At 73.5% G+C, this 12496-nt stretch carries 10 protein-coding genes; 2 read left to right on the top strand and 8 right to left on the bottom strand.

Annotation, left to right across the window (positions count from 1 at the left end; genetic code table 11):
* Positions 1-3: 3 nt before the first annotated feature.
* The 3 genes from ACQYWQ_RS17715 to ACQYWQ_RS17705 form a co-directional block, all read right to left on the bottom strand.
* Positions 4-516, bottom strand: coding sequence for a GNAT family N-acetyltransferase (locus ACQYWQ_RS17715; protein ID WP_431035765.1), 513 nt, complete (start codon positions 514-516; stop codon positions 4-6).
* A gap of 132 nt (positions 517-648) precedes the next feature.
* Positions 649-933 carry a hypothetical protein gene (locus ACQYWQ_RS17710; RefSeq protein ID WP_431035763.1) on the bottom strand — a complete coding sequence of 95 codons (285 nt, stop codon included), beginning with the start codon at positions 931-933 and terminating at the stop codon, positions 649-651.
* A gap of 4 nt (positions 934-937) precedes the next feature.
* Positions 938-4489 (bottom strand): hypothetical protein, encoded by a 3552-nt coding sequence (locus ACQYWQ_RS17705; RefSeq protein WP_431035762.1) that lies wholly within the window; start codon positions 4487-4489, stop codon positions 938-940.
* A 359-nt stretch (positions 4490-4848) separates the two neighbouring features.
* On the opposite strand from ACQYWQ_RS17705, the gene ACQYWQ_RS17700 reads away from it, so the two are divergent.
* Positions 4849-5355, top strand: a complete 507-nt coding sequence (locus ACQYWQ_RS17700; protein ID WP_431035760.1) for a hypothetical protein — start codon at positions 4849-4851, stop codon at positions 5353-5355.
* Positions 5352-6341: a trypsin-like serine protease gene (locus ACQYWQ_RS17695; RefSeq protein ID WP_431039237.1), complete on the top strand. Its 990-nt coding sequence runs from the start codon at positions 5352-5354 to the stop codon at positions 6339-6341. The genes ACQYWQ_RS17700 and ACQYWQ_RS17695 overlap by 4 nt, the downstream gene beginning before the upstream one ends.
* A gap of 94 nt (positions 6342-6435) precedes the next feature.
* On the opposite strand, the gene hemB is transcribed toward ACQYWQ_RS17695, so the two are convergent.
* The 5 genes from hemB to ACQYWQ_RS17670 are packed head-to-tail and all read right to left on the bottom strand — an operon-like array spanning position 6436 to position 12293.
* Entirely contained in the window at positions 6436-7431 is a 996-nt protein-coding gene (gene hemB / locus ACQYWQ_RS17690) for a porphobilinogen synthase (protein WP_431039236.1), read from the bottom strand.
* 23 nt (positions 7432-7454) lie between these two features.
* Entirely contained in the window at positions 7455-9122 is a 1668-nt protein-coding gene (locus ACQYWQ_RS17685; RefSeq protein ID WP_431035759.1) for a uroporphyrinogen-III synthase, read from the bottom strand.
* On the bottom strand, positions 9119-10129 hold the full coding sequence (hemC, locus tag ACQYWQ_RS17680; protein WP_431035758.1) for a hydroxymethylbilane synthase: 1011 nt from the start codon (positions 10127-10129) through the stop codon (positions 9119-9121). The genes ACQYWQ_RS17685 and hemC overlap by 4 nt, the downstream gene beginning before the upstream one ends.
* Complete coding sequence (locus tag ACQYWQ_RS17675; RefSeq protein ID WP_431035757.1) at positions 10126-11484, bottom strand: glutamyl-tRNA reductase; 1359 nt, start codon at positions 11482-11484, stop codon at positions 10126-10128. The genes hemC and ACQYWQ_RS17675 overlap by 4 nt, the downstream gene beginning before the upstream one ends.
* Positions 11481-12293 (bottom strand): redox-sensing transcriptional repressor Rex, encoded by an 813-nt coding sequence (locus ACQYWQ_RS17670; protein WP_431035756.1) that lies wholly within the window; start codon positions 12291-12293, stop codon positions 11481-11483. The genes ACQYWQ_RS17675 and ACQYWQ_RS17670 overlap by 4 nt, the downstream gene beginning before the upstream one ends.
* Positions 12294-12496 lie beyond the last annotated feature (203 nt).

Below are 12496 nucleotides of genomic sequence, written 5' to 3'. Positions count from 1 at the left end.
CCCCTAGAGCCCGACCCCGTAGTACCGCACCCCGTCCTCCTCGCGCTCGAAGACGAAACCGGCCGCGAGGAGGACGCGCTGCGAGGCGATGTTGGCGACGTCGGTGTCGGCGGCGACCCCGCACACGCCCTGCTCGCGGGCGAACACGAGCAGCCCCCGTACCGCCTCGGACGCGAAGCCCTGCCCCCGCACGGCGGGCACCAGGTCGTACCCCAGCTCGACCCACCCGCGCTCGTCGGGCGGCCCGTGGAACCCGATCCCGCCCACGGCGGCCCCGTCCGCCCGCCGCCGTATCTCGTACGCGGGGAACTCCGCCGGGTACCCGTACTTCTCCAGCATCTCCAGGTAGTGCAAGGCGCCGACCCGCGAGGTGTGCCCCGGGTACCCCTCCCCCCACGGCACGGCCCCGGGGCCCACCCCCGGCACCCCCGCCGCGATCTGCTCGGCCTCCGCCACGGTCAGGGGATGCAGCACCAGTCGCCTCGTCGCGAGATCAGCAGCCATGACTATGGGCATACCAGGTGCGGTCGTGCCGCGCAGCCTTTTACCGCAATCGCGGGCGGCGGGCCGTGCCCCGGCAGGAACAGCGTGGTCCCCGCCCGGCGAAAGCCGGACGAGGACCACGACGAGCCCTGCCCCCGCGGACGCTCAGCGCCATTGGGCGGGAATCCGCGCCAACTGCTCTTCCAGGTTCCAGTGGGCGGGCCGGTATTCAGGCTCCTTCCACTCCGCGCCGGACGCCAGCCACTGCGCCCGGCTCGCCTGGACACGCGCGTAGGTCTCGTCCTCCACTCCGGACTCCACGCCGCAGCAGGGGCAGATGAGGTACTGAGGGACCCCGTACTCGTTCCACAACGCGCCCTCCCCGCCGAGACCGCACACGCGGCAGGTCTCCTCGACGGGGACCGTGGGCCAGTCCTCTTCCTCAGCCATCGGATCAGCGTATCTCCGTGCCGCGGCCGGGTTGGCTGAGCCAGTCCTCAAGCGTTCCCTCGTAACCGTTCGGGTTGCCGGGGCTTTTCGGCTGGGGCTTGTACATCGTCTGCGGTATCCCGTCCTTCGTGAAGGCGGCCCAGGCCCCGTTGCTCTCGTCGAAGATCGCGAGCGATCCGCCACCTTGCTTGTAGACGCGGTAGCCGCTCGCCGGCTTTCCCTTGAGGGCGATGTCCCCGTAGGTGCGCGCGAGCTTGACGTACTCCTGCGCGTTGTTCAGCTCGGAGAACTCGGACCGGTGCTTCTTCCAGTGGTTGAAGGCGTTCTGGGCGTTGCTGAGGTTCTTCCTCGGGTTCGCCGACCATATGTGCGGGACCTTCCCCTCCGCACGCATGGCCTTGTTGAACGCCTCGATCGCGTCGACACCGCGCTTGCCCCACTTCCCGCCGGTCGCGCCCCAGCCGACGAACGGGATCATCGCCGCGCAGGAGAGGCCCGCGTTCAGGCTGTCGCCCTCGGCCCCGTACCAGCCGCAGTTGATGCCGTCGGCGATCTCCCCGAAGCCGGGCACCAGCCCCGCCGTGTCCAGGACCGTGTGCCCGAGGGTGGCGAGGTCCCACCAGTCGGTGTCGCCGCTCTCCTGCTGCTTGGCCAGGTCGGCGAAGTACTCCTCCAGCTCCTGGAGGGACGCCTGGTCGGCCCGGTCCTGCTCGTCCTCCAGGGCCTTGCGGATCTCCGCCCACTGCTTCTCGGCGGCGACGTTCAGGGCTTCGTTCATCGCCTCGGCCGCGGCGTCGGCGTCCTTGCCCGCCGCCTCGGCGGAGGCGCGTGCCTCACCGGCGGCGGCCCAGGCCGAGTTGGCGGAGCCGTGCGCGGAGGCGGCGGACGCCTCGGCGCGGGCGACGGAGTGGTCCGCGTCGCGGGCGGCGGCATGGGCGTCGGCCTCGGCTGCCCGGGCCGTCTTCGCCGACTGCGCCGCCTGGTCGGCGGACTTCTGCGCCGCGTCGGCGGAGGCGTCGGCGTCCTTGCTGTAGGACGCGGCCTGCTCGGCGGACGCCTTCGCCTGGTCCGCGTACTTCTTCGCCTCGTCGGCGGCCTTGCGCGCCTTCGCCGCCGTCTCACCGGCGAGCGCCGCGTTCTGCTGGGCGACGGCCGCCACCTTGGCGGCGCTGGCGATCAGGCCCTGGACCCGCGCCGTGTGGGTCGCGGTGAGCAGGTCCTGCCGCTTGGCCTTGAAGCGGCCGGTCTCGGTGAAGGCGTGGAGGACCTGCGGCGGCCCCTCCAGGGCGATGCGCGCGGCGGCCTTCTCCTCCGGCGTTCCGGAACCGACGAGGCGCGTCGCCTGGACACGCTCGTCGTTGGCGCGCTGCACGTAGTAGCCGCTGTCGACGAAGTCCCGTAGTTTCGCCGGGGAACCGTCGTTGAGCGCGGCCTGGCCCGCCTCCCTGACGCCGGGCCCGGCGCCGTTCATCAACTGGGTGATGCGCACGCGGAGGTCGTTGGAGACCGCCTGGAACTGCCCTGTCTCCAGGAACTCCTCGATCGGCGCGTCACCCGCCTCCACGACGGCGGTGGCGGCTGTCCGCACGTCCGCCGACGTCGAGTCGGTGGCGAGCGTCTCGGCACGCGCGCGCCGGTCGAGAGCGGCGGCCTCCTCGCGCCCCTGGGCCACGTACCGCACCACGTCGTCCGCGGAGCCCGCGAGAGCGACCTCGGCCGCGGTGACACTCCACGGACCGCGCGTCTTGACGGTGTTGAGCGCGACCTTGCGTGCCTTGGGCGCGAGGGCGTCGGTGTCCTCGCCCGACGCGGATATCTCCTCGGCCAGCTCCGTGGCCTCGGAGTCGAGAGCGGCGGCCGCCGCGGCCTGCTTCTTGCCCTCGGCGATGCGCTCGTCGTCCTGGTCCCGCAGCGAACGCGCCTGCTCGACGGCCCCCGCCGTGCGGGAGGCCAGCTCCTCGGCCTCGACCTCACGGGCGAGCGTGAACGTGTCCTCGGCCTTCTGCACCGCGGCGCTCGCCGCGTCCGCCGCGGTCTTCGCGGCAGCGGCGTGCTTGGTGGACTCGGCCGCGGCGGTGGCAGCCTCGCCCGCGTGCTCCGCGGCCTCCTTGGCGGCGGCGGCCGCCTTTTCGGCGTGCTCGGCCGCGGCGTTGGCGGCGTCCCTCGCCTCACGGGCCGCCTTGGCCGACTTCGCCGCGAGCGCGTCGGCCCTGTTGGCGGCGGCCGTCGCCTCGGCGGCGTGCCGGTGCGCCTCGGCGGCCGCGGCCCTGGCCCGGGCGGCCTGCGCGTCGGAGACCCCGGCCTGGCCGCTCGCCTCGGACGCGGCCGACGCCGCGGCGTCGGCGTTCTGCCCGGCACTGGCGGCCGCCTGGGCCGCGCCTGCCGCCTCGACGACGGCCGTGGCGGCGAAGTCGGCGGCCTGGGCGGCCTTCTTCGCGCCCTTGGCTGCGTCCAGGGCGTCCTCGGCCGCTGAACGGGCGGCGGACGCCTTCCCCGCGTCGGTGGCCGCCGCGGCGGCGGCGTTCCGCGCCCGGGCGGCGGCGTTGGCCGCGGCGGCCGCCGCGGAGGCGGCCTGGGCCGCGGCGTTGGCCGCGACGCGGGCGGCCCGGTTGGCGGCGCTGGCGGCGTCGATGGCCACCTGCGCGGCGCGTGCGGCTCCGCGCGCCGCGTCGGCGGCGCGACCCGCCGCGTTCGACGCCTTGACGGCGTCGTCCTTCGCCGCCGCGGTCTCCTTGGCGGCCTTCTGCGCCGCCTCCTTGGCGAGCTTCGTCGCCTCGATCGCGCGGTCGGACGCCTCCTTGGCGCGGTCGGTCTCCACCCGCGCCTGCCGCCCGGCCTCGGTGGCCTGCGTGGCGAGATCCGCCACCGTGGCCTGCTCCTGGTCGCGGGCACGGGCAGTGTGCTGCCCGACCTCCAGGAACTCCCGGATGTCGTTGATGTCGCCGTCGAGCGCGACGCGGGCGGCCTCCTTGGTGGCCTCCCCGCCGGTGCTCATGATCTGGACGACCTGCACCCTGGCGTCGTTGTCGGCAGCGGTGTACTGCCCCTCGGAGAGGAACTTCCGTATCTCCTCCATCCCCCCGTTGAGCGCTTTGCGCCCGTCGGCCGCCACCTGCGGTCCGGCCGCGGAGGAGATGATCCGGGTGACCTGGACGCGCTGGTCCTCTTCCAGCGGCGCCTTCCAGCCGTCCTTCAGGAAGTCGGCGAGGCCCTCCTCGGGGCCCGCGAGGGCCTCCTGGGCCGCCTCGCGGACGGCACGTCCGCCGAGCGAGAGGATCTGCACCGTGGCGACGCGGTCGTCCGCCGTCCGCGCGAGCGCTTCCTCCCCGTCCAGGAACGTCCGTACGTCGGCGTCGGAGCCGAGCAACGCGGCCTCGGCGGCCGCCTTGACGCCCGGTCCGCCCTCCTCCCACGCCGTGAGCACCTTCCCCCGGTCGGTCGCCGGGAGGTACGCGACGGGCGTGTAGTCGTCCTCGTCCGGGTCGGGGTCGAGCGCGGAGGCGGGCGCAGGACCGAGCATCCCGGCCGTCAGGGCGAGCAGCAGGGCGACACCCACCGACGCGAGCCTCGTCCTGCCGCGCGCCGCCGCGGTCGGGCCTCGCCCGGGTCTCGCCCTTCCACTCCCTGTACGTTCACGAACGATCCTCACCGCTGCTCCTCTTTCGGGCAAAGCCCTTGTCTTTGCTCACTCTTGACGTCGCATCAGCTTAGGTTTGAAGTTCTCGTGAGAATAGAAGATAAGTTCTTTACGCCTGTGATACTTTCCGATCACTTCAGGCACACCAGGAGCATCGGCACCCCCACTCGCCACGCGGTTGACGGTTCGTCGGCAGCCGGGGCGCGCGCCTGCGTGTGAGAACCACGGGGGCACGGCGGGGGCCGGGCGCTGTGTCCGTGACGACTACGGATGCACAGATGACTCTGAACTCGCGCGCACGCACACTTCTCGCGGTCGCGGCCGCCGCGGTCTCGCTGGCCGGCGTCTCCACGCTGGCCTTCGCCGACGGGAAGGACTCCCCGTCCGTCCAGGCGGCAGCGGCGGAGCAGCCCGGCTACGCGGTCGAGACCTTCGACTATCCCGGCGCCGACCGCATAGCCGCCGAGCAGGGCGTCACGCTGCGCCGCGGTGACGGCCACATCGTCCTCGCGGAGTGCGACGACTCCAGCCCCATGATCAAGGTGTGGACCCGGGAGAGCGCGGCGGGGAGGTTCTGCTTCCTCAGCACCTCGTCCACCGGGTTCCTCACTCTGGAGGTCCCCGACGTCTACGCCATCGAGACCGTCCAGCGGGCCGTGCACGCGGAGTTGGAGGCCGAGGGCACCTCAGTGGAAGTGGACGTGAGGAAGGACGAGTTCAAGGGGGTGGGCGAGGGAGTGGGCGACGCCCCCACGGTGCTCCTCGAACTCCGCGTCACCGGCTGACCCGCCCGCACGCCTCCGAGGACGTCCCTCCGCGCGCCGATCGCGACCTCGTCCTCGCCCGGCTCGACCGGGCCGTCACCGGCATCGCCCCTGTCCGCCTCGCCACCACCCCGGTCGCGCCCGGCACCGCGCTCACCGTGGCGGGCTTCGGGCGCACGAAGGACGAGTGGTCCCCGCTCACGCTCCACACGGCGGACTTCCTCGCCGGAGGCGTCACCGCGGTGGACCTCCCGCTCACCGGCAGGACCGCCGACGACGCGGTCTGCGCGGGCGACACGGGCGGCCCCGTCCTGCGCACCACCTCCGGCACGCCCGCACTGGTCGGCGTCAACAGCCGTTCCTGGCGCGGTGGTCGCTTCGGGAGCGACAGCACGCGCAACGACGCGATCGCCACGCGTACCGGCAACACCGCGCACGGCGCCGCACTCGCCGCCGGTGCCGTGCGGCTCCCCGGCGACACCCTCGCGTCGCACGCGGCCCGCCTCACGATGCGCGAGGACGGCGACCTCGCCCTCGTCACGCACTCAGGCGCCACCGTGTGGTCCGGCGGCACGGCGGGCCACCCCGGTGCCACCGCCCGCTGCACCGAGGCCGGCGACCTGAGCGTCACCGGCCCCGGCGGCACCGTGTGCTCTGGCACGCGGGCACCGCGGCGGCAGGGGGGAACCCACCGCCTCCAGGACCGCGGCAACCTCGTCATCGAGGACAGCGGGAGGGCCACCGGCCGGGCCACGGGTTCCGAGGTCCGGCACGACTACGACGGCGACGGCCGCGACGAGGTCGCCGCCTGGTACGACTACGGGGACGGCCGCGACGACCTCGCGACGCTCTACGGCTACGCGGACGGCCGGGCCGCCACCGTCACCCGGACGGCCAGGGCGGACGGCACCCTCAACGGCCCCGCCCACGGCTGGGAGACCCCGGCGGGCAATGGGACCTTCGACAGGGTCCACGTCATCGGCCGCTGCACGGCCAACGATTCCTGACGGCAAGGCCACGACGACGGCCCCCGCACCCCCGCGCGACGAGCACGGGGGTGCGGGGGCCGTCGCGGTACGGGCGCACCGGCCGGGCGGCGCGTCACCGCAGCGCCCGTGCCACCTCCACCGCCCAGTACGTCAGGACGCTCCGCGCGCCCGCGCGGCGGATGCCGAGCAGGGATTCGCGGATGGCGGCCTCGCGGTCGATCCAGCCGCGCTGCGCGGCGGCCTCGATCATCGCGTACTCGCCGGAGATCTGGTACGCGACGACGGGGACGTCGACCGACTCGGCGACCTTCGCGAGGACGTCGAGGTAGGGCCCCGCGGGCTTGACCATGACCAGGTCCGCGCCCTCCTGGAGGTCGAGGGCGAGTTCGCGGAAGGACTCGCGGAGGTTCGCCGGGTCCTGCTGGTACGTCTTGCGGTCGCCGGTGAGCGAGGAGCCGACGGCCTCACGGAAGGGGCCGTAGAACGCGGAGGCGTACTTCGCCGTGTAGGCGAGGATCGCGACGTCCTCGTGCCCGGTCTGGTCGAGCGCGTCGCGGATGACGCCGACCTGGCCGTCCATCATGCCGCTCGGGCCCACGACGTGCGCGCCCGCGTCGGCCTGGACCTGCGCCATCTCCGCGTACCGCTCCAGCGTCGCGTCGTTGTCGATGCGCCCCCGCGCGTCGAGGACGCCGCAGTGCCCGTGGTCGGTGAACTCGTCGAGGCACAGGTCGGACATGACGAGCAGCTCGTCCCCGACCTCGGCGCGTACGTCGCGCAGCGCCTGCTGGAGGATGCCGTCCGGGTCGGTGCCCGCCGTGCCCACCGCGTCCTTCTTCGCCTCCTCGGGCACACCGAAGAGCATGATCCCGGAGATCCCCGCCTCGGCCGCCTCCGCGGCCGCCTTGCGGAGCGTGTCACGCGTGTGCTGCACGACCCCCGGCATCGTCTCGATCGCGACGGGCTCGCTGATGCCCTCCCGCACGAACACGGGAAGGATGAAGTCCGCCGGGTCGAGCCGCGTCTCCGCGACCATGCGGCGCATCGTCGCGTTCGTACGGAGCCGACGCGGCCTGACGCCAGGGAAACCGTCGCCGTACTCGCTCATGTTCGAACCGCCTTTACGAGAGGTCATGACGTGGTGCTGCGCCGCCTGCGCGAGCCGGGGCGCCGCTCGCTCGGCCGGGTCACCTGCTCGCCCGCGTCGAGCGCGGCGAGCCTGCGCCGGGTGCCGAAGTCGGCGAGCGCGGCGGCGAGCTTGAGCGCGGACGGCTCGGGGGCCATGACGTCCACGCGCAGCCCGTGCTCCTCGGCCGTCTTCGCCGTCGCCGGGCCGATGCACGCGATGACGGTGACGTTGTGCGGCTTGCCCGCGATGCCGACGAGGTTGCGCACGGTGCTCGACGAGGTGAACAGGACCGCGTCGAAACCGCCGCCCTTGATCGCCTCGCGCGTCTCGGCCGGGGGCGGCGAGGCGCGCACGGTGCGGTACGCGGTGACGTCGTCCACCTCCCAGCCCAGCTCGATGAGCCCGGCGACAAGGGTCTCCGTGGCGATGTCGGCGCGCGGCAGGAACACACGGTCGATCGGGTCGAAGACCGGGTCGTACGGCGGCCAGTCCTCCAGGAGACCGGCGGCCGACTGCTCGCCGCTCGGCGTCAGGTCGGGCTTCACGCCGAAGGCGATGAGCGCCTTCGCCGTCTGCTCGCCGACCGCGGCGACCTTGATGCCCGCGAAGGCACGCGCGTCGAGCCCGTACTCCTCGAACTTCTCCCGCACCGCCTTGACGGCGTTGACGGACGTGAACGCGATCCACTCGTAGCGCCCCGTGACGAGACCCTTGACGGCACGTTCCATCTGCTGCGGGGTACGCGGCGGCTCGACGGCGATCGTCGGGACCTCGTGCGGCACGGCGCCGTAGGAGCGGAGCTGGTCGGAGAGCGCGCGGGACTGCTCCTTGGTGCGCGGCACCAGGACCTTCCAGCCGAAGAGCGGCTTCGACTCGAACCAGGCGAGCTGATCGCGCAGCGCAGGGGCGGAACGCTCCCCGACCACCGCTATGACCGGCTGCGCGCCCTCGGGCGAGGGCAGCACCTTCGCCTGCTTGAGCACCTGCCCCACGGAGGCGAGCGTCGCCGTCCAGGTCCGCTGCCGGGTCGTGGTGCCCGCGACGGTCAGCGAGATGGGGGTGTCGGGCTTGCGCCCGGCGCTCACCAGCTCACCGGCCGCGCGCGCGACGCTCTCCAGCGTCGTCGTGACGACGACGGTGCCGTCGCTCTGCCCGACCTCGGTCCAGCAGCGCTCGGAGGCGGACGCGGCGTCGACGAACCGTACGTCGGTGCCCTGCGCGTCCCGCAGCGGCACCCCGGCGTAGGCCGGGACCCCGACGGCGGCGGCGATGCCGGGCACGACCTCGAAGGGAATGCCCTCGGCGGCGCAGGCGAGCATCTCGGCGGCGGTGTCCGTGTCGAGACCCGGGTCACCGGAGACGGCTCGCACGACCCGCCTGCCGCCCCGCGCGGCCTCCATGACAAGATTGACCGCGTCACCGACTCCCGGAGTTCCGGGCTCGGTTGACGCCTCGTCGGTCAGCAGGGGTGCGTCCGCGTCGCCGCGCGCGTGCGCCCGGACGACGTCGAGCACCCGTGGCTCGGCGATCAGGACATCGGCGGCGGCCAGCGCCTCCACGGCCCGCAGGGTGAGCAGGCCGGGATCGCCCGGACCCGCGCCGAGGAAGGTGACATGCCCGTGGACCGCCTCGGTGGCGACGGCGGCAAGGGCGGAGGTGGTGGGGCTCATCGTGCTCGCTCCCCCATCAGACCGGCCGCGCCCTTCGCCAGCATCTCGGCGGCGAGTTCCGCGCCGAGCGCCTCGGCCTCCGCTTGCGTGGAGGGCACGTGACCGGTGGTGGTCAGCTGCACCAGCGCGGCGCCGTCGGTCGAGCCGACGACCCCCCGCAGGCGCATTTCGGTGGTCTGCCGCGCCAAGTCGTTCGGCTGGGCGGCCTGGTCCTGCGTGACGGTGCCTTCGGGGAAGTCGGCGAGCGCGCCCACGGGTGCGCTGCACCCGGCTTCGAGCGCCGCGAGCAGCGCCCGTTCGGCGGTCACAGCGGCCCGCGTGTACGGGTCGTCGAGCCGCCCGAGCGCCTCGGCGATGCCGAGCCCGTCGACGGTGTGCCCGGTGGCGCACTCGACGGCGAGCGCACCCTGCCCCGGAGCGGGCAGGACGGTGCAGGGCGCGAGGTACTCGCTGACCTCACCGCCCCTGCCGAGCCGGTTGAGCCCGGCCGCGGCGAGAACCACGGCGTCCAGCTCACCGTCCCGCACGAAATTGATCCTCGTGTCGACGTTGCCGCGGATCGGCACCGTCTCGATGCCGAGCCCGTGCGCCCGGGCGTGCGCGTTGAGCTGCGCCATGCGGCGCGGCGAACCGGTCCCGATCCGCGCGCCCCGGGGCAGCCGCTCCAGGGTGAGCCCGTCGCGCGCGATGAGCGCGTCACGGGGGTCCTCGCGCCGCGGGATCGCGGCGAGCGCGAGCCCATCGGGCTGTGCGGTCGGCAGGTCCTTCAGGGAGTGCACGGCGAAGTCCACGTCACCGCGCAGCAGCGCGTCGCGCAGCGCGGTGACGAAGACCCCCGTACCTCCGATCCGCGCGAGGTGCTCGCGCGAGGTGTCGCCGTACGTCGTGATCTCCACGAGTTCGACGGGACGGCCCGTCGCCTCGCGCACGGCATCGGCCACGAGCCCGGACTGCGCCAGGGCGAGCTTGCTGCGCCTGGTGCCGAGCCGGAGTGGCTTGTCGGTCATGACCGCCCTCGATTCGGGTCGTCTGTACTGCTCGCGTCGGCCCGGCTGACGGCGGCCACCGTCTGCGGGTCGAGGTCGAAGAGGGTGCGCAGCGCGTCCGCGTACCCGGCACCGCCGGGCTCGCTGGCGAGCTGCTTCACCCGCACCGTCGGCGCGTGCAGGAGCTTGTCCACGACGCGGCGCACGGTCTGGGTGATCTCGGCGAACTCGCGCTCGCCGAGGCCGGGGAGGCGCCCGTGCAGGCGCGCCGTCTCGGCGGCCACCACGTCGGCGGCCATAGTGCGCAGAGCCACCACGGTGGGCGTGATGTGCGCGGCCCGCTGGGCGGCGCCGAAGGCGTCCACCTCCTGGGCGACGATGTGCTGCACGCGCTCCACGTCGGCGGCCATCGGCGCGTCGGCACTGGCGGCGGCGAGCGACTCGATGTCGACGAGGTGGACGTGGTCCAGGCGGTGCGCCGCCGCGTCGATGTCGCGCGGCATGGCGAGGTCGAGGAGGGCGAGCGGGCGTGCCGCGCGCCCGCGGCACGCTTCCTCGACGGCCCGGGCGGGCAGGACGAGCCCGGTCGCGCCCGTGCACGAGACGACGATGTCCGCGCGGGGCAGCTCGTCGGTGGCCTCGGCGATGGGCAGGGCCCGCGCGGCGACGCCCGTACCGCCCGGCTGGGTGAGGATCTCGACGAGCCGGTCCGCGCGCTCACGGGTGCGGTTGGCGACGACGATCTCGGCGACACCGGCGCGCGCGAGCGTGGCGGCGGCGAGCGAGGACATCGAGCCCGCGCCGATGACGAGGGCGCGCTTGCCCTTCGCCCAGTCCTCGACGCTGTCGTCCCCGGCGAGCTGCGCGAGACCGAAGCTCACGAGGGACTGGCCCGCGCGGTCGATCCCGGTCTCGCTGTGGGCGCGCTTGCCGACGCGCAGCGCGGACTGGAAGAGGTCGTTGAGGAGGCGGCCTGCGGTGTGCAGCTCCTGGGAGCGCGCGAGCGCGTCCTTGATCTGCCCGAGGATCTGCCCCTCGCCCACGACCATCGAGTCCAGCCCGCAGGCCACCGAGAAGAGGTGGTGGACGGCGCGGTCCTCGTAGTGGACGTAGAGGTACGGGGTGAGTTCTTCGAGCCCGACGCCCGCGTGCTGCGCGAGGAGCGTGGAGAGTTCGGCGACGCCCGCGTGGAACTTGTCGACGTCCGCGTACAGCTCGATGCGGTTGCACGTCGCGAGGACGGCGGCCTCGGTGGCAGGTTCGGCCGCGAGGGTGTCCTGGAGGAGCTTGGCCTGCGCGTCCGCGGTGAGGGCCGCGCGTTCCAGGACGCTCACGGGGGCGCTGCGGTGGCTGAGCCCGACGACGAGGAGACTCATGCCGGCATCACGGCGGGAAGATCCCCGTCCGGTCCCTTGCCGTCCCCGGCGCGCGCGGCGCGCTCGGCGGGGGTCTCCTTCGCGGCGACCCCGCTCACGGCCGTGGTCGGCGCGTTCCGCACGGCGCTCTCCTCGGCGACGCTCTCCTCACCGGCCTTGCGCTGCTCGTGGAAGGCGAGGATCTGGAGTTCGATGGAGAGATCGACCTTGCGCACGTCGACGCCGTCGGGCACGGCGAGGACCGTGGGGGCGAAGTTGAGGATCGAGGTGACCCCGGCCCCGACGAGCCGGTCGCAGACCTGCTGCGCGGCTCCCGCGGGCGTCGCGATGACCCCGATCGAGACGTGCTGCTCGCGCACCACGGTCTCCAGCGCGTCGATGTGCTGCACGGGGATGCCGGCGACGGGCTTGCCCGTGAGCGCGGGGTCGGCGTCGACGAGCGCGGCGACCCGGAAGCCGCGCGAGGCGAAGCCGCCGTAATTGGCGAGCGCCGCGCCGAGGTTACCGATACCGACCAGGACGATCGGCCAGTCCTGGGTGAGGCCCAGCTCGCGCGAGATCTGGTAGACGAGGTACTCGACGTCGTAGCCCACACCCCGGGTCCCGTAGGAGCCGAGGTACGAGAAGTCCTTGCGCAGCTTCGCCGAGTTGACCCCGGCGGCGGCGGCGAGTTCCTCGGAGGAGACCGTGGGAACCGAGCGCTCGGAGAGTGCGTTGAGTGCGCGGAGGTACAGCGGAAGACGGGCGACGGTGGCCTCGGGAATGCCTCGGCTGCGGGTCGCCGGTCGGTGAGTTCGGCCAGTTGCCACGGTGCTCCTGCGGGTAGAGCGGGGCTCTGGGCGGTCAGTTGTCCCAGGACCGCCCCGTCGCCAGCAGGCTATGTCTTTGTGAACGCGTGCACAAAGATGGTGTCCGTTTTGTCCGGCCAAAGTGACCGGGGTCACGTGGCCGAATCCCCACCTCGGGGAACCAATTCGCGCGGGGCGCGAGCAACCGTGCGGGGACAACCCCG

The sequence above is a fragment of the Streptomyces sp. P6-2-1 genome (assembly GCF_050613165.1).
Lineage (GTDB): Bacteria > Actinomycetota > Actinomycetes > Streptomycetales > Streptomycetaceae > Streptomyces.
This window is presented reverse-complemented; position numbering and strand designations above follow the sequence as displayed.